Genomic DNA, 23,655 nt, shown 5'->3' on the forward strand with positions numbered 1-23,655 from the left:
CAGCCCGTCCGCGCCGAAAAAAGCGGCGGAGCATCCGCCCTCGCCGCCAGCTACATCATTTTATTGAATTCTTTGCGCAACCGTTTAATGATCCGCTTTTCAAGCCGCGATATGTACGATTGCGAAATGCCGAGCAAATCGGCGACATCTTTTTGCGTTTTTTCTTCACCGCCGGAAAGGCCAAAACGCAGTTCCATAATTTGTTTTTCGCGGTCGCTCAACTGGCGCAAGGCGTTCAGCAGCAGGCGCCGATCAACGTCCGCTTCCAAGTCTTTCGTAATCACGTCGTCTTCCGTGCCGAGCACATCGGACAGCAGCAGTTCATTGCCGTCCCAGTCAATATTCAACGGCTCATCAAACGACACTTCCGCCCGCACTTTGTTGTTGCGTCGCAAATACATTAAAATTTCGTTTTCAATGCAGCGCGACGCATATGTCGCCAGCTTGATCTTCTTCTCTGGGTTGAATGTGTTGACCGCCTTAATGAGGCCGATCGTTCCAATGCTGATCAAATCTTCAATGTGAATGCCGGTGTTTTCAAATTTGCGCGCGATGTAAACGACAAGGCGCAAGTTGCGCTCGATGAGCAGCGACCGCGCCGTCTCATCGCCGGTTGCCAACCGTTCGATCAGCCGTTCCTCTTCCTCTTTCGTCAGCGGCGGAGGGAGCGCTTCACTGCCGCCGATATAGTAAATCTCATCCGTCTTCAAACCGAGCTTGGCAAGGAGCTTATACAACCAATACATGAAGCGAAGTTTCCACCTTTTCATCAAAATCCCCCTTCTAAACGGATAAAAAGCGAGTATGATATAGTAACGAACTACGAAGCGGTCAGTTTTCTTCCCGCCTGCACCATTTTCGGATGAACGATGCAGTCGTACTCCCCATCGACCGATAGCGGATCGGCGCTTAAGGCGACGAGCCCTTGTTTCACCTCAAGCCATTGATCTTCATACAAAAGCAGCATGCGGTCCGGCTTGACCGCCATCATCATTTGCGGGCCGCTCCCGATCGCGCGGTACGGAATGAGGCGGAGGCGATGGGCCCACTGCCTGGGCGGATCGTCAAACGTCATGGCCGCCATGTGCATCGTCAGCTCCTCGGGCAGCACTTCCTTTGCTTTTTCTCGGTCAACAACCATCACCGGCGTTTTCGTCACCGGATCGAACAGCTGGTTGCCGCTGTCAATGAGCCCGCGCAGCGCCAGCGGCCGGCCCTCCCAGACAACGATGACATCGATAATATGTTCAAAACGCAGTTTTTTCTCACGAATATTTTCCACACGATGGCGGGAAAAGAGCCATAAAGCCGGGAACCCGATCACGACAAACAGCCAGCTGACCGGATCGCCCGCCCCAGGGGGCACCATCAACCATTCTTGCTGAACGGACAGCTGCGGCGCGAACAAATAATGAACTGCCAGCATGCCGCCGCCGACCGCGAACGTGGCAAAGTAAAACGCCAGCATGTTCTCGATTATATAGCGCGGCCGCTTAAAGCCAAAAGCAGCGAGCACGATCAAGACCGACACAGCCACTTTCACAAGCGGATGCTGGGCGATGGCGGAAAACGGGGTAAACAGCAACACGACAAGCAGCGAACCGATCAACGCCCCAGCCAACAGACGCCACCAGACGATCGGCCGCTTGAGCATGAGCGCCGTCAGCCAAAGAAGCAATGCGTCAAAACAGACGTTCAACAGCCAAATCACATCGACGTAAACGACCAAACGGCAAGCCCCCTCCCCCGCCCACATTGGCTTTGTCTGAAACAAGTATATAGCACCTTACGAGGGAAAGTCTGTCAATCGGTGATGGTGAAAAAAAGGATGTTTTGTCAAAGCGTGAGGAAATACGGCGGATCCATCAGACCGGGCGCAACTAGGCGAGGGGAAAAACGTGATGTCAATAAAAACAGGCATGAACAAACCAGTTGTTCATGCCTGTTTTCAGCTTAACGGCGGCGGTTGCGGTTGCGCAAGAAGGCTGGGATGTCAAGCGGATCTTCTGCTTGCCCCGAACGGAGCGCCGCATAGTCTTGTGCCGGCTCTTCGCGCTTTTCCCGTTTCGCAGCGGGCGTCACTTTGGGCGCAGTGCTGATGCCGACGCGCGATGGCCGCGGCTGCGAAGCAACGTTTTCGTTAAACCCAGTCGCGATGACCGTGACGACAATTTCGTCTTTTAAGTTTTCATTGATGACCGAGCCGAAAATCATGTTCACTTCTTGATCGGCTGCCGAAGCGACGATGTCAGCCGCTTCCTGTACTTCGTACAAGCTTAAGTTCATCCCGCCGGTGATGTTCATGAGCACACCTTGCGCCCCGTCAATGGACGTTTCCAACAGCGGGCTGGAAATCGCCTTTTTCGCCGCCTCTGCAGCCCGGTTTTCGCCGCTGGCCACCCCAATGCCCATCAACGCTGAACCTTTGTTCGACATGATCGTTTTCACGTCAGCGAAATCAAGGTTGATGAGCCCCGGTACAGCGATCAAGTCGGAGATGCCTTGCACCCCTTGGCGCAGCACGTTGTCCGCCTCGCGAAACGCCTCGAGCATCGGCGTATTTTTATCGACGATTTCAAGCAACCGGTCGTTCGGGATGACGATCAGTGTATCGACCGCTTCTTTCATGGCGGCGATGCCGCTTGCGGCCTGCGTCGCCCGTTTCCGTCCTTCAAATGTGAACGGACGCGTAACGACGCCGACCGTCAGCGCTCCTAATTCGCGCGCGATTTGGGCGATGACCGGCGCCGCGCCTGTTCCTGTGCCGCCGCCCATCCCGGCGGTGACAAACACCATATCCGCGCCGCGGAGCGCTTCTTCAATTTGTTCTTTGCTCTCTTCCGCCGCTTTTTTTCCAACTTCCGGGTTCGCGCCTGCACCCAAGCCGCGCGTCAGCTTCGCCCCGATTTGCAGCTTCGTCGGCGCCTTCGACAAGTTGAGCGCCTGCGCGTCCGTGTTGACCGCAATAAACTCCACGCCTTGCACTCCGTGTTCAATCATCCGATTGACGGCGTTGTTGCCGCCGCCCCCGACCCCAATCACTTTGATCGTTGCTAACTGATCGACTGTTGTATCAAACTCCAACATGGCCAAATCCTCCTAAATTTCAATCTCTATTCAAAGAAAGACCCGAAAAATTTCTTGACCTTCTTCCCAAAATGGTCTTCTTTCTTTTTTGGTTTCGGCTGCTGTTTTTGCGCGGGGCGCTCGACCGGCTCTGCCGCAGCGGCAACCGGAACTGTTTTTCCTTGCAGCTGCGCCTGCCGATAGGCGAATTTGAGCAAGCCGACGCCGATCGTATATTGCGGGTCGCGCACCCCGATATAATCCGGCATGGCGACACGGACGCTCGTCCCTAAGACGACGTGCGCCAGCTCCAACACTCCTGGCATATTCGCCACGCCGCCCGTCAGCACATAGCCGCCTGGAAGGTCGCGAAACCCGAGCCGGCGCACTTCATGCTGAACCATTTGCAAAATTTCCTCCAGCCTCGCTTCAATAATGTCGGCGATCTCAAGCTGGCTGAACTGCTGGTGTTGATCGGTGCCCATGATGGGCACGGTGAATACCTCTTCTTCCGAAGCGTAATCGTAGAATGCATGCCCATGCTTCAGCTTAATTTTTTCGGCGTCTTCTGTTGTCGTGCGCAACCCGATGGCCAAATCTTTTGTAATATGCTCCCCGCCGACTGGAAGCGACGATACAGCCTGCAGCCCGCCTTGCTCAAAGACAGCAACCGTTGTCGAGCCGCCCCCGAGGTCGACGAGCGCGACGCCTAAATGCCGTTCGTCATCGGATAACGCAAGTGAACCGGCCGCCAACGGTTGAAGGCAAATATCGCTGATTTCCAAGCCGGCCCGTTCCACGCAGCGAAGGAGATTATGTAAAACCGTCTTCGCTCCGGTTACCATTGTCCCTTCCATTTCGAGACGGACGCCAAGCATGCCGCGCGGATCATGGATGCCGTCTAGTCCATCAACGATAAACTGGCGCGGAACGATCCCGATAATTTCCCGGTCCGGCGGGATGGAAACGACTTGCGCGGCATCGATGACGCGAGCGACATCCTCGTCGCCAATTTCGCGATTTTCACTTGCGACAGCGACGATGCCATGACAGTCATGGAGCTGAATATGGCCGCCTGCCACCCCGACGATCACGCGGCGAATCGACAGGCCGACCATCCGCTCTGCTTGCTCGACCGCCCGCTTGATCGAGTGCACTGTTTTATCTATATCAACAATCGCCCCTTTTTTGAGCCCTTCCGCTTTTACATTGCCTACTCCGATAATGTTAATCGAGCTGCCTAACATCTCCCCAATGATGACTTTGACGCTCGATGTCCCGACATCCAGGCTAACGACGATCTCATTGCTGCTCATCTTTTGGCATCTGCCTACTAAAAACCCGCCGGTGTCGGCCGGCGTTTCAGTAAGCAGCGACACCTCCTTTTTCGGCTGAAATTTCTCGATCCATCTCTTTGTCTATTTGTCTATGTCCAGTTTGTGAATTCCGCAAAAACACCACATTTTGTTTTACTCCATATAATTCAACATGCCAAAAGACTTTCCCTGTCTTTTGCTTAACTTTTTTCGCGATTTTGCCGCCGCTCCGCCCATTCGGCAAGCCAAAGGCGGCGGATGATGGCGATGTTTTGAAAAAGGCGGACACCGAACGCAAACACGGCCGCTAAATACAAGTCTACACCAAGATGTACACCAAGAAAAGTTAAAGTTGTGGCAAGGAGAATGTTGAAAAAAAACCCGGTTATAAATACAAGTTCGTCGTATGTCCCCTGTAAATGGGCGCGCCATCCTCCTATTAATGTATCAAAGGCCGCCAAAATGGCAATCGACAAATAATTGGAATATTCATCGGGGACTTCCCAGCCGGCAAGAACGCCGATGGCAAACCCGAGCAACAACCCGAGAAGCGGGAGCCACATGCTACTTCTCCTCCTTGCCGACGCTCGCCGTCTCCATGTATTTGATCTTCGGCCGTTCGGTTGATGGCGGAATGACGATCGCCGGTTTTGGCTTGGAAATCGAAAGCTCCAAGTTTTCGACGATGAAATCGTCGCGGATCGGCGAAACCGTTAATCCGCTATAGAGCTTGTCCGCATCGTCCGCAATCGCCTTCACCTCAACCGGCAGCTTGATTGGGCGGCGTCCGACGTTCGTCATGCCGTTGATATCGCGAATCGCCGTCCAGTTTGTCAGCCGCTCGCCGTCGATAGCGATTTCCTTTGCTCCATATTTGTTCAACTCGTTCACTAATCGTTGCAGCAGCTCCGGGGACACGGTAGCAGTGACCGGCCCGACGTAGCCGGCTGTCGAGAACGGCGCAATCATCAGGACGATGCCGCTTCCTTTCACTTCCGTCAGGCCGGCTTCCTCCCTCAGTTCAGCGACGGTCGCCTCGAGCGCCGCCCCGCCGCCCGCCTCCTCCTTCTGCCGATAATGGCGCAATTTCTCCTCGTAATCTTCGAGCTCCTCAAGCAGCTGCCGCTCGAGCTGCTGCTCTTTCGTTAAATCGGCGCGCAGTTCCCAAATGTCGCGCGTGTCACGCCCTTCCGAAGGCATCGTCGTCCGCAGCCCGACCGCAAGCATCACGCCGAACACGGCGGCAACAAAGGCAAAAGATAACCGTCTTTTTCTCTCCAATGCACTTCACCGCCCCTTCCCGCCCTCTTTTTATGGTTTTTATGGTTTGGGCGCAAATACCGGATCGAGAACGATGTCCTTTTGTTTTTCCACTTTCACATCGACATGGTCTTCGACAAGTTCGTCGATGACGCCGCCGGCCAATCCAAGAGCGGATGACAGCACGTCCGGATCGCCGATCGCCGAAATGACAAACGGAGCGGCATGCTGCGTCCCGTCCACTTCAATGACCGGGCCATTGCAGACAATGTACGAGCGATGGGAAATGCGCTGCCCATTAATAGCGACCGCTTCAGCGCCGGAAATCAGCAGTTCGTGAACGACTTTCCATACATGCTGTTCGTGAACGATGTAATCGGTAGCACTCGCTTCAGAGGGGATATAAGAGGAATCGGAAAGCGTGACTGCTACGCCTTTCCCTTTAACCCTCGCCTTTCCGACATGCATGCGCAGCTGTTCGGCCTCTTTCACCAATTCAGCCTCGTTCGACCGGTCTTCGGCCAATTTTTCTTCCCATGTGGCCAGTTCCTCTTGCTTTTCGACAAGCTGCTGCTTTAGCGACCGGTTTTCTTTTTGCAAAGCGATCAGCGCCGAGCGATACTCGTATTCCTTTTTCCACTCGCTGTCGCCCCATTGGCGGCGGGGCGCCTCCTTTTGCGCATGCTGGTACGAAAACCCGAGCATGGCGCCAAAGACAAAACAAATAAAAGTAAGGAGGACGCGGCTACGGGCTTGTCGTCTCATCGTCATCCTCCTTTTTCGTCGGTTCGTACGGAACAAAATAGCTGCCCACTTCCAGGTGAATGACTCCTTTGACGTTCCGGTCGAGCTCGGCGATAATCGACGGATAATGCGACAGCCTGTCGGCAAAGTTATGGATGGTCGCACTCACCTCATAGCCGTCGTTCATATAGACGACGACGCGGTCTTCGTACTCACTGTTCGGCTTGTAGTGAATTTCCGACATGGCGCCAAGCACCGCCGCCGGCAGTTCAGCAAGCTGCCCGGTCATTTCCGCAATGGCATCGCCGTTTTTCCAGCCGACTAATACCGGCGCATCGCTCGGAGCCGTTTTCGCCGCTTCCTGCTTTAGCAGCCGTCCGTTTTCAAGCAGCGGAAAAAACGTTTGCCGGTTATATACGTAGGCGATCCGCCGCCATTCACGGACGTGGATGGCGATCGTATTCGGCAGCCGCTTCTCCACCGTAGCTTCTTTAATTTCAGGATGACGGGCGATTTTCGCCTCGACGTTTTGTTCGTCCACTTTCCAAAAGCTTGTCCGCTTTGTGATGCCGCTCAAACTGATGATGCGCTCCGCCGGCAGATGACGGTTGCCGCTCACTTCCACATGCTTCACCGCGCTGAGCGGCGATTGAAAGTAAAGGACGCATAAGATGAACAGGAAAAAGAAGGACAAATACAAAATCAGCCGGCGGTTTGCCTTTTGGCGGCGCCGCTCTTTCAGTTTCGGCACGCGGTCCTCTAGAACGACGATCTTTCCTTTTTCCATCGCATTCACCGCTTTCTTGTCCAACGCCCGCATTCTTGCCCACGGACCAACACATTGCCGCATCGCATATAGATAAAAACAAACGGCATCTGCTGCCGTTTTCATGTTCTTTGCACTTGCTTTCATTATATCACAAATAGACTGCGAGAGAGAGCCTGTTTTTTATCCCATTTGCCGCCACTATTCGACGGTATACCAGAATGATATCAAGGCAAATAAAAGCGGCGGACAGCCGCCGCCTGCCTAGGCCTAGTAGCGGGCATGCCGGCTAATATTGAGCAGCACGCCGACCGCCATCAGCATAAGCGTCAGCGATGACCCGCCATAGCTTAAAAACGGGAGGGTAATGCCGGTGACGGGCATCAGCCCGGTGACAACGCCGATATTGATCATCACCTGAATGGCGATCATCGAAATGATGCCGAGCGCCAAAAAGCTGCCGTACAAGTCGGGAGCGCCAAGGGCGATGCGCACGCCGCGCCAGAGAAGGAGGCTAAACAAAAGAAGGACGAGCGAACCGCCGATAAAACCGAGTTCTTCAGCTAAAATCGCGAAAATAAAATCCGTTTGCGGCTCCGGCAAATAAAAAAACTTTTGCCGGCTTTGCCCAAGCCCAAGGCCGAACAAGCCGCCCGGCCCGATGGCGTACAGCGACTGGATGATTTGAAACCCGCTTCCGAGCGGATCCTCCCACGGGTTTAAAAACGACGTAATCCGCTTAATCCGGTACGGTGCCGATAAGACGAGGGCGACAAACCCGGCGAGCCCCAATACACCGAGGCCGGCAAAATGACTGAGGCGGGCGCCGGCGACGAAAATCATCGTCACACATGTCCCGACCATGACGGTGCCCGTCCCTAAGTCCGGCTGCAGCATGATCATGCCGAAGGCGGCAAACACGAGCAACAGCGCCGGCAGCAGCCCTTGCTTAAACGACGTAATCTTTTTTTGATTTTCGGATAAATATTTGGCCAAAAAGGCGATCATAGCGAGTTTCATAAACTCGGACGGCTGAATGGAAAACGCCCCGACGCCGATCCAGCTGCGCGACCCGTTGCGCACCATGCCGATCCCCGGAATGAGCACCAGAACAAGCAGCACAAAACAAACGCCAAGCAGCACTTTCGACCAGTCACGCCACGTCCAATAATCGATGTTCATTACAAAAAACATCGCGATCACGCCAACGCCGGCAAACAACAGCTGGCGCTTGGCAAAGAAAAAGGAATCGTTAAACTTGTACTCCGCCCAGATGGCGCTCGCGCTGTACACCATGATCAGCCCGATGGCTAAGAGCGAAAACGTTAAAATAATGAGCAAAAAATCCGGCGCAGACTTTTTCCGCGGCAATGCCCAACACCTCTATTTTGTAAACTAGAGGGAAAGGGCTGTCCCTTTCCCTCTATTTCAACTTATGCACGGCGTGAATAAAAATGTCCCCTCTCTCCTCGAAAGTTTTGTATTGATCCCAGCTGGCACATGCCGGAGAGAGCAAAATGACATCGCCTGGCTCTGAGAGCCGAAAGGCAACCGGGACAGCCTTTTCCACATTATCGACATATTCCACCGTTTCTATTCCCGCTTCCCGGGCGACACGGCCGATCTTGGCCGCCGTTTGGCCAAACAGCACGACAGCTTTCACCCGTTGCAAGTACGGAAGAAGCGCATCAAATTCATTGCCGCGGTCAAGCCCGCCAGCCAGCAAAATGACCGGCTCGCCGGCGAATGCCGAGAGCGCCTTTTGCGTCGCTAATATGTTCGTCGCCTTCGAATCGTTGTAAAACCGCCGCCCGTTGACCTCGTCCACATACTGAAGCCGATGTTTCACGCCCGCAAACGTCGTCAACACCCGGCGGATCGCTTCATTGCCTGCGCCGGCTAGTTTCGCAGCCGCGATCGCTGCTAAAATATTTTCCAAATTGTGTTGACCGGGAAGAACGATGTCGGCGGTGCTGATGACCGGCTCACCGTTCCAATAGACGGCTCCGTCTTGGACGTACACCCCTTCACCAAGCGGCTTCGTCGTCGAAAACAGCACCTTTTGCGCCCGAACGGACGAGGCGGCGTCCATCACAATGGGATCATCCGCGTTCACAACGGCGTAATCGCGTTCCGTCTGGTTGCGGAAAATATTCGCTTTCGCCGCCACATACGCCGCTTTCGTCCCATGGTAATCCAAATGGGCGTCAAAAATGTTGAGCAAGACGGCGATCGCCGGACGAAACTCGCCGATGCCAGCGAGCTGAAACGAAGACAGCTCGGTGACAAGCCATTGATCCGGTTTCGCTTCCTTTGCCACCTCGCAGGCGACAAGGCCGATATTGCCGGCAAGCAGCGCGCCTTGTCCGTCCGCCTTTAACATCTCATAAATGAGCGTCGTTGTTGTCGTTTTTCCGTTCGACCCAGTAATGCCGATAAACGGCGCCTCAGAAATATGATAGGCAAGCTCCACTTCCGTCACGACCGGGAGCCCTTTTTCGAGCGCCTTTTCGACCAACGGGTTTGTATACGGAATGCCCGGATTTTTCACGACGAGGTCAAACGGCTCATCAAGCAGCTCGAGCGGATGGCCGCCGCATACGACGCGGATGCCGAGCTCTTCAAGCTGCTTCGCTTCCGTATTTTCCGCCAACGGCTTCTTGTCGTTGGCGACGACTTCAGCGCCTAATTCCGCAAGCAGCCGAGCCGCCGCCGCTCCGCTTTTCGCCAATCCAATGACAAGCACACGACGATGTTGATAAAAAGGAGTCGGTTTCAATTAAATCCACACCTCGATATAAATTCCTAGCATTGCGAATAAAAGGCCGACGGCCCAAAACGTGACGACAATGCGCCATTCCGACCAGCCGATGAGCTCGTAGTGGTGGTGGAGCGGACTCATGCGAAAGACGCGCTTGCCCGTCATTTTGAATGAGGCGACTTGAATGATGACCGACAGCGTCTCAATGACAAACACGCCGCCGATCACGACAAGCAGCAGCTCAAGCTTCGTTAAGACAGCGACGGCCGCAATCGCCCCGCCGAGCGCCAGTGAACCGGTATCACCCATAAACACTTTCGCCGGGTGGGCGTTAAACACTAAAAAGCCGAGCACGGCGCCGACAACAGCCACACAAAATACGGCGACGTCGTACTGGCCTTGGTTCCAAGCCAAGACGGCGTAAGCGCCAAAGGCGATCGCCGCCGTCCCAGCGAGCAGCCCGTCAAGCCCATCGGTCAAGTTGACAGCGTTCGAGCCGCCGACGAGCATGAGCAACAGCAGCACCCCGTACGCCCAACCGAGGTCAAACGACCAGTCGGTGCCGGGAATATGTAGCGCCGTCGAAAAGCCGCTTTGTCGATAGACAAAAAAGAAAATGACCGCGATGATGAGTTGGCCGACAAATTTTTGCCGGCTTGTCAGCCCAAGATTTCGCTTCATCACGACTTTAATCATGTCGTCCAAAAAGCCGAGCACCCCGTAGCCGACCGTAACCAGCAGCAATAAATACGTTCCCGCTGAAAGAGCGGCGAATTTCGCCGTCATCCATACAGTCGTTGCGACGATGGAAAGCAAAATCATGATGCCGCCCATCGTCGGAGTGCCCGATTTTTTTTGATGCGACTTCGGTCCTTCCTCGCGGATGCTTTGCCCAAATTTTAACCGTCGCAAAAACGGGATGAACAGCGGCGACAAAATGACCGTGACCAAAAAAGAGACCGCCATCGCAATGACGATTAGTTGCTCTGGCATGAATCGTCACACCCTTCTGCCGGCCGTGCGCCTAGCCACCGTTTTTGCAATTCGGCGAGCCGCAGACGGACCGCGGCATCAGCCGGAGCGTACGTCCCGCCTTTTTCCGGGAACGCAAACGAAAATTCCGTGTCCCCGTCGCCCCCGCTTTGCGCTAAGTACCGCTCAAGCAATACGGCGGCCGCTTCAAGCGGCGACGGAACGAAAAAGAGCGGAAATTGGTTTGGGATATAGCGGGGCAGCGGCTCGCCGATCGGCCAAAATGAGGCGATCGCCCCATGCTCAATGGCCGTTTTCAACGTTTCCGCCCCGTTTTCGAGCGGAACGAACAACCCTTTTTTCACTTGCTTCTCCGGGTTGACAAACACCGCGTGAAAGCGAATCGTCTCATCAACGATGCCGCGCGCCTCCGCTGCGATTGATTGCACCATTCCATACGTGACCATCGTCATCTTCTCTCCTTCACCGCCGCTCGGGCGACGGCGCGATCGTCAAAGTCGATCACATCGTCGCCGATAATTTGATACGTTTCATGCCCTTTGCCGGCGATTAACACGACATCCCCTTCTTGCGCCTGCCCAATGGCGTACCGGATCGCCTCTTCGCGGTCCGGAATGGTCACATACGTCCCATCCCCGGCGCTGACGCCGGCCTCCATATCGCGCAAAATTTGCTTCGGGTCTTCCGAGCGCGGATTGTCGGAGGTAAAAATGGCAACATCCGCATAACGCACCGCCGCTTGCGCCATGAGCGGCCGCTTTGTCCGGTCGCGGTCGCCGCCGCAACCGATCACAACATACACGTTCCGCTTCGCAAACTGTCGCACTGTTTTCAGCGCGTTTTCCACGCTATCCGGGGTATGGGCATAGTCGACGATAATAGTAAAATTTTGCCCTTCATCAACCGTTTCAAACCGCCCCGGCACCGGCGCGGCATCAGCGAGCGCTGCGGCAATCGTCGCAAGCGAAAAGCCGGAGGCAAGGCAAGCGGCCGCGGCAGCGAGGAGGTTATAGACGTTAAACAAGCCGACCAGCTTCGTTTCGACCGCCGCCGTTCCGTGCGGGGTGCGCAGTTGAAACGCCATGCCGCCGGAAGTCATTTGGATCTGCTCTGCCATCACATCGCTTTTTTCCTTTATGCCGTACGTGATGATCGGTGCAGCCGTCATATGTTTATAATATTGTGAAACGGGGTCATCATGATTGAGAACGGCAAATTTTGGCCGCCGCTCGTCATAGCGGTTGCCAAGCTGGGCAAACAAGAGCCCTTTGGCGTTCCGATATTCTTCCATTGTCCCGTGATAGTCTAAATGGTCTTGCGTCAAGTTCGTAAACACGGCGACATCGTAATCGCAGCCGTGCACCCGTCCTTGGTGAAGGGCATGCGATGACACTTCCATGGCTGCAAACTCCACACCTTCGTCGACCATTTGTTTAAATGTGCGCTGCAAAACGAGCGACTCCGGCGTCGTATTCACCGCCGGGTAGGAACGGTCGCCGATTTTCGTCCCGACCGTGCCGATGAGGCCGGTTTTCTTGCCGGCCTTTCTGGCAACCTGCTCAATGATATGAGTCGTCGTCGTTTTGCCGTTTGTGCCCGTCACCCCGATTAAATGGAGATGGTGGGTCGGCTGCCCGTAAAACGCATCCGCTAAAATCGCCATCGCCCGCCGGCTGTCTGGCACAAGGACGACCGGCACGTTCACTGAGAGCGGACGCTCAGCGACAATCGCCACCGCCCCGCGCGCCACCGCCTGTTCGGCGAAGTTGTGCCCGTCCACGGTAAATCCTTTCACACAAAAAAAGAGCGAACCGGGCGTGACATGACGCGAGTCCATCTCCAGCGCAACGATGTCCGGGTTGCCCCCGCGGTGCACCCAAAAGCCGGGCAAGCGTGACAGCAGCGTTTGTAATTTCATGATTGCTTCATCCCTTTCGCTTATAATAGCCCGCCCAACGATGCGGACAGCGGAAAAAGGGGCCCAACCAACCCGATGAGTCATCGCATCGGCCGCCCCTTGCGTGATCTTTACTGCTCCTCTGCCGCCTCGTTTTTCGCCAAATAAATGCGAATCGTCGATCCCTCTTTCACTTTCGCCCCTGGCTCTGGGGATTGTTCAACGACCACATTTCCCTCGCCACTAACATCTAATTTTAAGTCAAAAAGCTGTTCTTGCAAATCATTTTTTGTCAATCCAATTAAATTGGGCACTTCGATCACTTTTGGCTCGTTCCAGTCCCGCTCTTTAGCAAGTTGATCTTTGCGCGGCTTCACGTTCATGGCGCGCAGGCTGTCTTCCATCACTTTGCCGACGATCGGCGCGGCGACCGTGCCGCCAAACTGAACCGTCCCTTTCGGATTGTCAACGGCGACGTATACGACAAGCTGCGGATCATCAGCCGGAGCGAAACCGATGAACGATACGATATGGTTGTTTTGCAAATAGCGGCCGCCTTGCGCTTTTTGCGCCGTCCCGGTTTTTCCGCCGACCCGGTATCCTTCGACATACGCCTTTTTCCCTGTTCCTTGGGCGACGACACTCTCAAGCGCATACCGGACTTGTTTCGACGTTTCCTCGGAAATAACGCGCCGTTTCGCTTTTGGCGTACTGCGGCGGACGATTTCGCCCGTTTCTGGGTCGACCCATTCCTTGGCAATGTATGGTGTGTACAACACACCGCCATTGATTGCAGCCGATACGGCGGCGACTTGCTGGATCGGCGTCACCGACACCCCTTGGCCGAACGCGGTCGTCGCGAGTTCAACCGGCCCAACCCGTTTTAAATCAAACAAAATTCCGGTTCCTTCCCCTTGCAAGTCGATGCCGGTTTTCTCGCCAAACCCGAACTGCTTAATGTACTTAAACAACGTTTCTTTTCCAAGCCGTTCGCCCAGCGCCACAAACCCCGGGTTGCACGAGTTTTGCACGACTTCTAAAAACGTTTGCTCTCCGTGGCCGCCTTTTTTCCAGCAGCGCAGCGTAGCGCCGGCTACTTTGGCATAGCCTGGATCAAAAAAGTGGTCTTTGAGCAAATTCACTTTCTCTTCCTCAAGAGCAGCCGCAAGCGTAATGATTTTGAACGTTGACCCTGGCTCATATGTACTCCAAATCGGCAAGTTGCGGTTGTAAATTTCCGGAGGGACGTTGCGATAGTTGGCCGGGTCGAAGGTCGGGCGGCTCGCCATCGCCAAAATTTCCCCCGTATTCGGATTCATGGCGATGGCGATGATGCCGTCCGGATTGTATTTCGCCTCCGCGATATCAAGCTCCCGTTCGATAATCGTCTGGATGCGCGAGTCAATGGTCAGCACTAAGTCCAAGCCGTCGGTCGGCGGCGTATAATCATCCGCCATATCAGGCATGCGCCGTCCTTTTGCATCGGAATAAAATTGGACCGAACCGCGCTCGCCGCTTAGTTCTTTGTCATAATACAGCTCAAGTCCGGTGAGCCCTTGATTGTCAATGCCGGTAAAGCCGAGCACATGCGACAAATAGCTGCCAAACGGGTAGTAGCGCTTCGTATCTTCGGCGATATACACCCCGTCCAAATCGAGCGCGCGCACGTTCGCCGCCTTTTCATCAGAAATTTTCCGTCCTTCCTTTAGGCGGACGATCGACGTTTTTTGCGTAATTTGCCTATAGATCGATTCGACTGAAGCGCCCAACACAGCAGACAGCTTTTCCGACGCTTCCGCTGGATTTTTCACTTGCCGGGGGATGATATACACTGTCGGCGCGCTCATATTTGTCGCCAGCGGGACGCCGTTGCGGTCCAAAATTTCGCCGCGCTTCGGCTCAAACGGGATGTTCCGGCCCCATAGCCCTTTCGCCCGTTCCGCTAACATATCGCCGAGCCAAAATTGAACGTAGCCAAGACGGAGATCGATAATCGCAAAGATGAAAATACCGATCAAAAACACGATCGTCAACCGCTTGCGCACGGTAACGTACGACACGCGCATATGGCGGAACCTCCTTCGTGATGGGCTCGTTCCACTATATGCTTGTACGCCCCGTTATAGAACGGCAAAAATCATTCGTGCGGCTCGTCGTCTTTCCGTTCAGCCGCCTCTTTTTCTTTCCTCGCCGCTGTTTCTTCCCATTGGCGCGGCGGGGCCAACTCGACAATCAAATAATCCCCTTCGCGCACTTCCGCTCCCGGACGAATGTTTTGGCTGACGACATAACCGGTTCCTTTCGTGCTCGGCCGCAGCCCAAGCACGTTGGCCACTTTCATGGCATCCCGCAGCGAAAAGCCGCGCAAATCGGGCATCGTTGCCGATCCGTCCGTTTTCAGCACGACCCGCTCTCCCGGAAGAACGTGCTCCCCACCGCTCGGAAGCTGCTGTTCGACATATTTGCCGCTGCCGATGACGACCGGCACATATCCTTTTTCTTTCAGCTGTTCCGCCGCCGCGACGGCCGTTTGGCCGATCAATGAGTCAAGCGCGCGCCGCTCCGTCGTTTTCGTTTCCGGTCGTTTCCCCTCTACTGGCTCGATATGCAAATATTGCAGACTGCTTTTCATCACCGTCGTAAAAATTTGCGACACCGGCGCCGCCCCGGTTTCGGTGACATCGAGCTGCGGCTGCTGGACGGCCACGTACATCACGAGCCGCGGATCATCAGCTGGCGCCATGCCTAAAAACGAGAAAATATAGTTTTCCCGGCCGGTCAAGTAGCCGCCGGCGGCCGACGGAATTTGCGCCGTCCCGGTTTTACCGGCGACACGGTAGCCATCAATTTGGTACGGGCGGCCGGTGCCGTGTTCCGAGGTGACGACCGTTTCTAAAATGTCGCGCACTTTGCGCGCCGTTTCCGCCGTGATCGGTTCACCGGCTACGGTCGGCTCATGATCAAGAACGACTTTGCCGGTGTCCGGATCAACCACTTTTTCAATGACGTACGGCTTCATCATTTTTCCACCGTTCGCGATCGCTGTTGCCGCTTGAATTTGCTGAATCGGCGTCACCGACGTCCCTTGGCCAAAACCGGTCGTAATCCGTTCGATCGGATATCGGTAGCGGATTTGCCCGACCGCTTCGTTCGGCAAGTCGATGCCGGTTTTCCGGTCGAAACGGAAACGGTGCAAATATTGCAAAAACCGGTCTTCGCCGAGTTTTTCTTTCACTAAAATGGAAAAGGCGACATTCGATGAACGCTGCACCCCTTCATTAAACGTAATCGTCCCCCAACCGACATCGTTATGGTCGCGAATGATGTTGGGCCCGACCTTGTACGACCCGGAGCGGTACGTTTCCTTGCCGTTATATACTCCTTCATTAATGGCCGCAGCGAGCGTAAACACTTTCATCGTCGACCCCGGCTCGTACGGATAGGAAATGGCGTCATTCAAAAAGTTCGTAATGTCGCGCTTGTTCGGATCAAAACTTGGACGGGTCCCCATGGCTAAAATTTTTCCCGTTTTCGGATCGGCGACGATGGCGATCATTTTTTTCGGTTTGTACTGCTTCTCGACGCTGTTCATGGCGTCTTCTAAAAACGTTTGGATTTTTCCGTCGATCGTCAAATAGACGTTCGCTCCATTGTCCGGCTTGACGATCCGTTCTTTTGCCTCCGGCAGGCGAAAGCCGTTCACATCGCCGGCAAATGATACATAGCCGTCCGTTTCGCGCAAATAGCGATCGAGCCATTTTTCCACTCCCATTTTGCCCACTGTTTCGTTTTCCGCATTTTTTTGCGCGTAGCCGATCACATGTGAAGCGAACGTGCCGTTTGGATAAAAACGGTTTGTATCGCGGATGAAAGCGATGCCCGGCAAATCGAGCGCCTCAATTTTTTGTTTGAGTGCAAAGCTGATATTGCGTCCGTAGGAGCCGAATTCGACTTGCTTCGCCTTTTTCGTTAAAATGCGCTCCATGTCCTCGACATCCATGCCAAGCAGCGGAGCAAGCTTTTCCGCCGTTTTTTCCGGATCGACAACATGGCGCGGATGGTCCGGGTCGGTCGTCATCTTTGGATCCAAAATGGCCACGACCGTGTACGACGGCACATCCTGCGCCAAAATGGTGCCGTTGCGGTCAAAAATTGTCCCGCGCTTCGCTTCGATCGTCCGCGTTTGTTTATGCTGCTGTTCGGCTTTCGCGGCCAACACATGGCCGTCCGCTTTTCCGGTCCACTGAAGCTGGACAAAACGGGCAAAGAGCAGGAAAAAGAGCAGGCCGAAAACGATAAACAAAACTCCTGCCCCCCGATGGGTGTTGGCATGCTTTTTCATTTCCATCGCCCATCATTCCTGCACGACTTTCACATGGTTTTCGTTAAGCGAAAGCCCGAGCTCCTTTGCCTTTTCCAAAATGCGTTCATATGCGCTCAATCGCTGCACTTCGACATACAGGTCATTATTTTCCTTCTTTTGTTCAGCAATGGCCGTCTCCAACTTTTGCACTTCTTTATTCAGCTCGTAAATTTGCACTTGGCTTGAGATGAACTGAACCGCCACATAAAAGACAAACAGCAAAAACGAGACAATCAACAGCTTCTCAGCCAGCGTAAGACGAAAGCGCCGTTTTCGCTGCGGCTGCGGGCTCGGCGGTGCAGCCGGGCGCTTTTGCTCGCGCACTACTTTGACTGCCAAATCGTTCACAGCTTTCCCCTCCTGTTTCTCCACTCGTTCTTTTTCATCATCCGCGTCACCGTTTTTCAGCGATGCGGAGCTTTGCCGAACGGGCGCGGTTGTTTCGCTCCAGCTCCTCGGCAGAAGGAACGATCGGTTTTTTTGTAATGATTTTCAGCACGGGGCGGTAGTCATCGGGGAGAACCGGAAGCCCCGGAGGCAATGGCGGGCTCTCGCTTGCTTTTTTAAACGTTTCTTTGCAAATGCGGTCTTCGAGCGAATGAAACGTAATGACGCTCACCCGCCCGCCCGGCGCCAACAATTCAATCGCCTGCTCGAGCGCCTCGCGAAACGCCTCGAGTTCATCGTTGACGGCGATGCGGAGCGCTTGGAAAATGCGCTTGGCCGGGTGTCCGCCGCTGCGTCGCGCCGGCGCCGGAATCGCCGCTTTGATCACCTCAACGAGCTCCCCGGTCGTTTCGATCGGCCTTTCACGGCGCACCTCCTCAATTTTGCGCGCCACCTGCTTTGAAAACTTTTCCTCACCGTAGCGGAAAAAAATGCGGACAAGATCCTCGTATGACCAGCGGTTGACGATCTCCGCCGCCGTAAGCCGCTGTTTGCGGTCCATCCGCATGTCAAGCGGCGCATCATGCTGATAGCTGAAGCCGCGCTCCGGCTCGTCGAGCTGCGGCGAAGAAACGCCTAAATCAAACAATATGCCGTCAACAGTATCGGTGCCAAGGGCCAAAAGCTCCTCGCGCAAAAACCGGAAGTTCCGGTTTATAAACTGCACTTGTTCGCCGTAGCGGGCAAGCCGCTCGCGCGCGTGCAAAATGGCGGTCTCGTCTTGGTCAAAAGCAAACAGTTTCCCTTGTTTCGAGAGACGGGAGAGCAAATATTCGCTATGGCCGCCGCCGCCTAACGTGCAATCGACATAGACGCCGTCTGGACGGACGTTCAGCCCATCGACCGCTTCCTTTAACAACACGGTTGTATGTTGAAACACATGTCCACCACCTTTGCTGCTTCCGAACGCACTTGCATCGGCCAGTGGCCGCTTCCTTATTATATCGCAAAGATGGACAAAATTTTAGCTTTTTTTGTAAAAAAGCGTCCCTTTTTGTTTATTTTTGTCGGACGCAACCGATAAAACCCTTAATTGTAAAACCACCCCTTTACTTTTATTTCCATCCATTTCGTGTTGTTTTGTTACTATTCATTTCAACAAAAAAAAATCCTGCTCGAAACAGGATTTTTCTTTTCGACTTTTTCTTTGAAAAAGCCTTATATATATACAATTTTGTGCATTCCGTTTTCCGGATGGCGGATGGCCAAAAGTTTTTCTACAAAATCAAATCCGTAACGGTTCACGTAGTAAAACACGTTCCAAACCCGCTCTTGGGGCGCACCGCTTGGGCGCAGCGCCGTTTCCACACGCCAAAATTTCCGCCACTCGGCCTCATGTTTGCGCAACAGCGCCCGCTCCAACGTTTGCTGAAGAAACTCGATTTGTGCCTGAATGATGGCGGCATTTTTCGCCACCAATCCTTCTAATCCGCGGTCAATTTCCATGCCGAGCTCGCGCAGCGGCCGATGCGCCGCTTCAATGTCGTCTTTCGCTTTGGCAAACGCCTCCGCCAGCGGGGCTTCGGCCGTTGCCTTGAGCCATTGCTGCTTGGCCTCCTCAAGGCGCCCGGACAGTACCTCATCCGCCTCAAGACCGATATCGGCCAGGTCGGTCTGCAGCGAACGGCTGACGATCGTCGCCTGCAAACGCGGCACCACTGGCGGCATTTCCATCCTAAACAGCGGGAACACCTCTTTCAACTCCGCCCAATAGGCGATCTCCCCAGGACCGGCAACAAAAGCGAGCGTCGGCAGCAAATATTCTTGCATAAGCGGACGGGTGACAACATTGTTGCTTAAACAGACCGGCTTCGTTTCAGCGAGCTTGAGCAGCTGTTGCTTCGTCAAAATGACGCTCCCTGCTTTATTGCGAAACAGGCCGCTCTCCTCATCATAGTGCAAAAGAGAGCGCTCATGGCCGTCGTAATAAAACAAGTTGGCCGCATCCGGCGCGATCTCAATGAGCGGTGCATATCCGAGCGCACGCAGCGCCCCTTGCTGAGACAGCACGGCTGACGTCACATCGCGATGGCGGTCAACGAGCGCGGCGAAGAAACAGCGCTCGAGCGGGCGCACCGCCGCATCGCCGGCATTGAGGACGACTAGGCCGTCATCGGCAAACAAGCGCAGAACAATAGCGGCAAAAAAGTCGACAAACGTGCGGGAATCGTCCAAGCACGCCGCTAGAAATGAGAGCAGTTCATTCGTCACGTCCGTTTCCCCATATGTTTTGACGACGCGCTCAATCCACTCATCAGCAAGCTGACGATCGAGCGGGACATCGGCCGCCATCCGCCTTTCTTTCCGCCTGTGCGGGTACACCGCTTTTTTGACTTCGCCGCCCTCGACGATATATACATGGTCGACTTCGGCGATGTCATGGTCTTCGCCGGCGATCCAAAACAGCGGCACAACCGGTACACCGAGTTTTTGCTCCTGCTCTTTGGCCAGCTGAATGATCGTAACGATTTTATAAATCGTATAAAGCGGTCCGGTCAATAGTCCGGCTTGCTGCCCGCCGACGATGACAACGCTGTTTTCATCGCGCAGCTTGTCGATATTGTTCATTGTTGCCGCGCTGGCCGAAAACCGGCGGTGATAGGCGTCTAAGTAATCAGCCAGCCCACGGCGGTCATACGTCCTTCCTTGCAAGTGGGACAATCGCCGGCGAAACGCCTCATCATCCGCCCGGGCATAGGCAAACCCTTTCTCAGCCGGGAATGCACCGGTTATGTAATCAGCAGCCAGCTTCGTTGCCGCCGGCAGCGGAACCTCGCGAACTTCCATGGCGAAAACTCCCTTTCCTATGTATTCTTTCATGAGTATAGCACGTTCGGTGCAAAGAGAGAAAAATCATTGCTCAAAGGTTGGCGGCGACGCGCGCCACCATGCCGTATGCGAGCAACCCGGCATAAAGGGAAGCAAAAATGAGAAAACTCGCCCGCCAAAATAGACGGAACACCGCCGCTAAGCGAAAATCTCCCTTTTTCCTCCAATAACCGAGCGCGATAGCGGCGTGCAGCCCAAGCAAAAAGAGAAGGAGATGAATAAAATACGATTTTCCGAACAACACAGTCAGCAAAAAATAGACCGCGGCGATGAAAAACGCGGTCGCGGCGTTGACCGCGGCGTAAAACGCCGCCCGCTTCCGCCTGCCAAACAGGCGCGCTCCAAAATAGACGAGCAAAAATAGCAAGAGCGGCAGCGTCACAAATGTCGCCAGCATCGGCGCAAGCCAATCACCCATCCGCATTCCCCCCTTCCTTCCCTTTCAACGCGCAAAAGACAAAACGGACGAGCGGCAGCGCCACGCCGCGCGCTTCTCCTTGCTTCAGCACATAGCCTAAAATCGCATCGATTTCCGTTCGGCGCCCGTTCGCCACATCCATATACATCGACGAATAGTTGTCCGCCGTGTTTCGGCATATGTGGACAATGCGCTGCCACGCCTGCTCGGCGCTATGAAGCGGCAGCACTTGCCGCACTTCCTCAAACAGCTGCGCCATCATGTCCCGATACGGCGCCACCTCAAGGAGCGCCCCGTTTTTCACCTGCAATAGCGCCGTGAGCGGATTGATGACCGCGTTAACGACGAGCTTATCGACAAGAATCCGCTCCCAATCATCCGCCCATTCGATCGGAAAATCATCGTCCCCGGCCAATTCGGCGGCCATAGCAGGCGACCCGTATAACGGTGCGAGCGTCAACTTGCCGGCGCCTGTATGCGCCACCGTCCGGTCGTCAAGCTTCAGCGCGCCATGCTCCACGACGCCAACGGCGACGTTTTTGCCGGCAAAAGCGGACAACGTCTCGAGATGGCCCATGCCATTTTGCAAAAACACAAGCGTGCGGATGCAGCAAAACGAATCAAGTTGTGCGCAAACAGCAGCAAGATCATACTGTTTGACGGTCACAAACACGAGCGGCTCGGCGAACTCCGCTCCGGCAAACGGCCGCGCCCGAACCGCCACGACCGCTGTTTTCCCATCTTTTTTCAGCGCAACACCGTGCTTGGCCAGCTGCTCTGCTTGGGACAAGCGTTTCGTATAAACCGTCACTTCGTGGCGCTGCCCGAGATAGGCGGCAAGCAGCAGCCCGACCGCCCCGCCGCCGATAATGCCAATGTTCACGCCCCTCCCCCGCTTTCTCGCAAAGTCACGTTAGCCTTATTTTAGCAAATGTCCCCCTGATCCGTTAAGAAAAAAAGCCGGCTAAAAAGCCAGCTTTTATCCTTCGCCGACGCCCTCGGCCGCCGCCTGTTCCGCTTGTTTTTCCGCGCCCGCCACCATTTTCCGCGCCCGCTCCATAATGGCGAGCAGCGTTTTATACTCCTCTTGGACAGCCGCGAGCTGTTTTTGCAGCGCTTCTTTTTCCAGTTGCAATTTTGTGACCATTTGCTGCAGCTGTTCCATATCGTTTTTTAACGCCCGATTCTCATCGGCTGCCCGCCGGGCGTCGCGCGCCTTTTGCCCTTCGGCTTGCAAAAAGGCCAGCACCTCCGGCCATGACAGCTTGCTCTCAACCGCCGCTTCCATTTCCGTTTGCCCCCCGCCTTCTTTTCCGGTTGCCGTCTCTTTTTTCCGCGTTTTCCGCTCCTGTTTTGCCTGCTCGATCTCCTCTTTATACTGCTTGCGGACATACGAGTTCCAGCGAAATCCGCACGCCGCGGCCGTCCGCGACAAGCGCCGCCCTACTTCAGCAAACGCTTCAAGCTGGGTGCCGCCTTCGCGAATATACTGGAGCACGACGTCGGCCAACAGTTCATCCTCTTCTTTCGTCCATGCGTCCTGGCGTACTCCCGTCATCCCCTTCCCCTCCTTATCGCCGCTTTGTCATTATATGTATGCGGCTAATAGAAACGGTAGAAGGAAAAATTTACTTTTTGCGTAAAAAAGGACGCAGTGCCTGTTCATGCTCCGCCGATCCCCAAAGCCCGGCACAACGATCGATCTCGGCGAAAAACTGCTCGCGAAACCAAGCTGTTCGCCATTTTTCGCCCGATACAGCCTTATAGGCTTGCAAGACAGCGAGCGATCGCGCCGCATAAGGGGCAAGCTGCGCCTGCCATTGTTCGCGCCAACGATCAGCCGGCAGAACGGCATCGGCCCAGCCGCACGCCGCCATCGCCTCTGCCGTCATCGGCTCGGCGCGCAACAACAAGTCGAGCGCCCGCGCGTATGGAAGCTTTTCCAACAGCATGGACGCGCCGCCCCAGCCGGTCGTAATGCCGAGCCGGCCTTGGACAAACCCAATCCGGCTTCCCTCCTTGACAAAGCGGAAATCACAGGCGGTCGCGAGCTCGCAGCCCCCTCCCATTGCCGTTCCGTTGACGAGCGCTGCCGTCGGTTTCGGAAACGTCAATAGTTTGTACAGCAGCTCCCCCATGCGCGTAAGCATTTGTTTTGCCTCCGCGCCGCGCAAATGCCCGAACTCGCTTAAATCGCCGCCCGAACAAAACGCCTCGCCGCCGGCGCCCGTAATGGCGAACACTTTTACGCCGTCATCGGCCGCCGCTTGCTCGATTGCCTGTTCGAGGGCATGCATAACGGCAAAGTTGATCGCGTTGCGCTTTTCCGGGCGGCAAATCGTAAACAGCGCGACGCCGTTATGATGTTCCACCATCGCTTCCATGGCACGTCTCCCCCTTCGTATGATAAATTGGGCATGGACGCGCCATTTTCCTGCCCCGCGGCGAAAAAACGAATCCGCGGACAAACAGCGTTGATTTTCCATAACCAATAAAAAAGGCTGTCCTGTTTTCGGACAGCCTGTCGCGCGATGCCGGCGATTATTTGTTGACGACATCTTTTCCTTTGTACGTTCCGCATGCTTTGCAGACGCGGTGCGCCAACTTCCATTCGCCGCAGTTCGGGCATTGCACCATGCCTGGCACTTGCAGTTTAAAGTGTGTACGGCGCAGTCTTTTTCGCGTTTTCGATGTTCTTCTAAAAGGTACTGCCATCGTTTCCACCTCCTTGTCCGGCACATTCAGCTTATCGATGCCGGCAGGCGGACGGCCGCTTGTGTTGGACTTCCGCCAGC

General features: G+C 54.9%; 23 protein-coding genes. All 23 read right to left on the reverse strand.

The genetic code is table 11. The features are described from left to right. Positions 1 to 50: 50 nt before the first annotated feature. The 23 genes from sigE to rpmF all read right to left on the reverse strand — a co-directional run bounded on the left by sigE (position 51) and on the right by rpmF (position 23,575). Entirely contained in the window at positions 51 to 770 is a 720-nt protein-coding gene (gene sigE / locus IC803_RS11490; protein WP_081206803.1) for an RNA polymerase sporulation sigma factor SigE, read from the reverse strand. 50 nt (positions 771 to 820) lie between these two features. Further along, complete coding sequence (gene spoIIGA, locus IC803_RS11495) at positions 821 to 1,729, reverse strand: sigma-E processing peptidase SpoIIGA (protein ID WP_081206802.1); 909 nt, start codon at positions 1,727 to 1,729, stop codon at positions 821 to 823. 224 nt (positions 1,730 to 1,953) lie between these two features. Beyond that, positions 1,954 to 3,087, reverse strand: coding sequence for a cell division protein FtsZ (gene ftsZ / locus IC803_RS11500; protein ID WP_081206801.1), 1,134 nt, complete (start codon positions 3,085 to 3,087; stop codon positions 1,954 to 1,956). A 26-nt stretch (positions 3,088 to 3,113) separates the two neighbouring features. Continuing rightward, on the reverse strand, positions 3,114 to 4,382 hold the full coding sequence (gene ftsA / locus IC803_RS11505; protein ID WP_063167388.1) for a cell division protein FtsA: 1,269 nt from the start codon (positions 4,380 to 4,382) through the stop codon (positions 3,114 to 3,116). A gap of 200 nt (positions 4,383 to 4,582) precedes the next feature. Further along, positions 4,583 to 4,945, reverse strand: a complete 363-nt coding sequence (locus tag IC803_RS11510; RefSeq protein ID WP_081206800.1) for a small basic family protein — start codon at positions 4,943 to 4,945, stop codon at positions 4,583 to 4,585. Position 4,946: 1 nt separating this feature from the next. Then, positions 4,947 to 5,663, reverse strand: a complete 717-nt coding sequence (locus IC803_RS11515; protein WP_190304199.1) for a DUF881 domain-containing protein — start codon at positions 5,661 to 5,663, stop codon at positions 4,947 to 4,949. A gap of 39 nt (positions 5,664 to 5,702) precedes the next feature. Next, positions 5,703 to 6,407, reverse strand: a complete 705-nt coding sequence (locus IC803_RS11520) for a DUF881 domain-containing protein (RefSeq protein WP_081206799.1) — start codon at positions 6,405 to 6,407, stop codon at positions 5,703 to 5,705. After that, entirely contained in the window at positions 6,388 to 7,173 is a 786-nt protein-coding gene (gene divIB / locus IC803_RS11525) for a cell division protein DivIB (RefSeq protein ID WP_190304302.1), read from the reverse strand. The genes IC803_RS11520 and divIB overlap by 20 nt, the downstream gene beginning before the upstream one ends. Positions 7,174 to 7,422: 249 nt before the next feature. Next, a complete protein-coding gene (gene spoVE / locus IC803_RS11530) occupies positions 7,423 to 8,523 on the reverse strand; it encodes a stage V sporulation protein E (protein WP_081206798.1) in 1,101 nt (366 codons plus the stop codon). Between the two features lie 52 nt (positions 8,524 to 8,575). Next, positions 8,576 to 9,931 (reverse strand): UDP-N-acetylmuramoyl-L-alanine--D-glutamate ligase, encoded by a 1,356-nt coding sequence (gene murD, locus IC803_RS11535; RefSeq protein ID WP_081206797.1) that lies wholly within the window; start codon positions 9,929 to 9,931, stop codon positions 8,576 to 8,578. Further along, complete coding sequence (gene mraY, locus IC803_RS11540; RefSeq protein ID WP_081206796.1) at positions 9,932 to 10,906, reverse strand: phospho-N-acetylmuramoyl-pentapeptide-transferase; 975 nt, start codon at positions 10,904 to 10,906, stop codon at positions 9,932 to 9,934. Then, positions 10,891 to 11,358 (reverse strand): hypothetical protein, encoded by a 468-nt coding sequence (locus tag IC803_RS11545; protein WP_081206795.1) that lies wholly within the window; start codon positions 11,356 to 11,358, stop codon positions 10,891 to 10,893. The genes mraY and IC803_RS11545 overlap by 16 nt, the downstream gene beginning before the upstream one ends. After that, on the reverse strand, positions 11,355 to 12,824 hold the full coding sequence (locus IC803_RS11550; protein WP_081207026.1) for a UDP-N-acetylmuramoyl-L-alanyl-D-glutamate--2,6-diaminopimelate ligase: 1,470 nt from the start codon (positions 12,822 to 12,824) through the stop codon (positions 11,355 to 11,357). Before IC803_RS11550 ends, IC803_RS11545 begins: the two co-directional genes overlap by 4 nt. A 110-nt stretch (positions 12,825 to 12,934) precedes the next feature. Beyond that, complete coding sequence (locus IC803_RS11555; RefSeq protein WP_081206794.1) at positions 12,935 to 14,869, reverse strand: stage V sporulation protein D; 1,935 nt, start codon at positions 14,867 to 14,869, stop codon at positions 12,935 to 12,937. Positions 14,870 to 14,940: 71 nt separating this feature from the next. Next, positions 14,941 to 17,151: a penicillin-binding protein gene (locus IC803_RS11560; protein WP_081206793.1), complete on the reverse strand. Its 2,211-nt coding sequence runs from the start codon at positions 17,149 to 17,151 to the stop codon at positions 14,941 to 14,943. A gap of 6 nt (positions 17,152 to 17,157) precedes the next feature. After that, positions 17,158 to 17,514: a cell division protein FtsL gene (gene ftsL, locus IC803_RS11565; RefSeq protein WP_081206792.1), complete on the reverse strand. Its 357-nt coding sequence runs from the start codon at positions 17,512 to 17,514 to the stop codon at positions 17,158 to 17,160. A gap of 46 nt (positions 17,515 to 17,560) precedes the next feature. Next, on the reverse strand, positions 17,561 to 18,493 hold the full coding sequence (gene rsmH, locus IC803_RS11570) for a 16S rRNA (cytosine(1402)-N(4))-methyltransferase RsmH (RefSeq protein WP_081206791.1): 933 nt from the start codon (positions 18,491 to 18,493) through the stop codon (positions 17,561 to 17,563). Positions 18,494 to 18,771: 278 nt separating this feature from the next. Continuing rightward, entirely contained in the window at positions 18,772 to 20,400 is a 1,629-nt protein-coding gene (gene bshC / locus IC803_RS11575; RefSeq protein ID WP_081206790.1) for a bacillithiol biosynthesis cysteine-adding enzyme BshC, read from the reverse strand. Positions 20,401 to 20,473: 73 nt separating this feature from the next. Next, positions 20,474 to 20,860 (reverse strand): DUF3397 domain-containing protein, encoded by a 387-nt coding sequence (locus IC803_RS11580; RefSeq protein WP_081206789.1) that lies wholly within the window; start codon positions 20,858 to 20,860, stop codon positions 20,474 to 20,476. Then, positions 20,853 to 21,743: a 2-dehydropantoate 2-reductase gene (locus IC803_RS11585; protein WP_081206788.1), complete on the reverse strand. Its 891-nt coding sequence runs from the start codon at positions 21,741 to 21,743 to the stop codon at positions 20,853 to 20,855. Before IC803_RS11585 ends, IC803_RS11580 begins: the two co-directional genes overlap by 8 nt. A 96-nt stretch (positions 21,744 to 21,839) precedes the next feature. Beyond that, the gene (locus IC803_RS11590; RefSeq protein ID WP_081206787.1) at positions 21,840 to 22,418 is read right to left on the reverse strand and encodes an RsfA family transcriptional regulator; all 579 of its coding nucleotides are present in this window, start codon (positions 22,416 to 22,418) and stop codon (positions 21,840 to 21,842) included. 70 nt (positions 22,419 to 22,488) lie between these two features. Beyond that, on the reverse strand, positions 22,489 to 23,244 hold the full coding sequence (locus tag IC803_RS11595; RefSeq protein WP_081206786.1) for an enoyl-CoA hydratase/isomerase family protein: 756 nt from the start codon (positions 23,242 to 23,244) through the stop codon (positions 22,489 to 22,491). A gap of 157 nt (positions 23,245 to 23,401) precedes the next feature. Beyond that, positions 23,402 to 23,575 (reverse strand): 50S ribosomal protein L32, encoded by a 174-nt coding sequence (gene rpmF / locus IC803_RS11600; protein WP_063166387.1) that lies wholly within the window; start codon positions 23,573 to 23,575, stop codon positions 23,402 to 23,404. Positions 23,576 to 23,655 lie beyond the last annotated feature (80 nt).

Origin of the sequence: Geobacillus sp. 46C-IIa (assembly GCF_014679505.1) — a bacterium.
GTDB lineage: Bacteria > Bacillota > Bacilli > Bacillales > Anoxybacillaceae > Geobacillus.

Bases quoted from the DNA above. Each gene is read 5' to 3' on its own strand.
- sigE (WP_081206803.1), bottom strand. From the start codon at position 770: ATGAAAAGGTGGAAACTTCGCTTCATGTATTGGTTGTATAAGCTCCTT.
- ftsZ (WP_081206801.1), bottom strand. From the start codon at position 3,087: ATGTTGGAGTTTGATACAACAGTCGATCAGTTAGCAACGATCAAAGTG.
- ftsA (WP_063167388.1), bottom strand. From the start codon at position 4,382: ATGAGCAGCAATGAGATCGTCGTTAGCCTGGATGTCGGGACATCGAGC.
- IC803_RS11510 (WP_081206800.1), bottom strand. From the start codon at position 4,945: ATGTGGCTCCCGCTTCTCGGGTTGTTGCTCGGGTTTGCCATCGGCGTT.
- IC803_RS11520 (WP_081206799.1), bottom strand. From the start codon at position 6,407: ATGAGACGACAAGCCCGTAGCCGCGTCCTCCTTACTTTTATTTGTTTT.
- divIB (WP_190304302.1), bottom strand. From the start codon at position 7,173: ATGGAAAAAGGAAAGATCGTCGTTCTAGAGGACCGCGTGCCGAAACTG.
- mraY (WP_081206796.1), bottom strand. From the start codon at position 10,906: ATGCCAGAGCAACTAATCGTCATTGCGATGGCGGTCTCTTTTTTGGTC.
- IC803_RS11545 (WP_081206795.1), bottom strand. From the start codon at position 11,358: ATGACGATGGTCACGTATGGAATGGTGCAATCAATCGCAGCGGAGGCG.
- IC803_RS11550 (WP_081207026.1), bottom strand. From the start codon at position 12,824: ATGAAATTACAAACGCTGCTGTCACGCTTGCCCGGCTTTTGGGTGCAC.
- IC803_RS11555 (WP_081206794.1), bottom strand. From the start codon at position 14,869: ATGCGCGTGTCGTACGTTACCGTGCGCAAGCGGTTGACGATCGTGTTT.
- IC803_RS11560 (WP_081206793.1), bottom strand. From the start codon at position 17,151: ATGGAAATGAAAAAGCATGCCAACACCCATCGGGGGGCAGGAGTTTTG.
- bshC (WP_081206790.1), bottom strand. From the start codon at position 20,400: ATGGAAGTTCGCGAGGTTCCGCTGCCGGCGGCAACGAAGCTGGCTGCT.
- IC803_RS11580 (WP_081206789.1), bottom strand. From the start codon at position 20,860: ATGGGTGATTGGCTTGCGCCGATGCTGGCGACATTTGTGACGCTGCCG.
- IC803_RS11590 (WP_081206787.1), bottom strand. From the start codon at position 22,418: ATGACGGGAGTACGCCAGGACGCATGGACGAAAGAAGAGGATGAACTG.
- IC803_RS11595 (WP_081206786.1), bottom strand. From the start codon at position 23,244: ATGGAAGCGATGGTGGAACATCATAACGGCGTCGCGCTGTTTACGATT.
- rpmF (WP_063166387.1), bottom strand. From the start codon at position 23,575: ATGGCAGTACCTTTTAGAAGAACATCGAAAACGCGAAAAAGACTGCGC.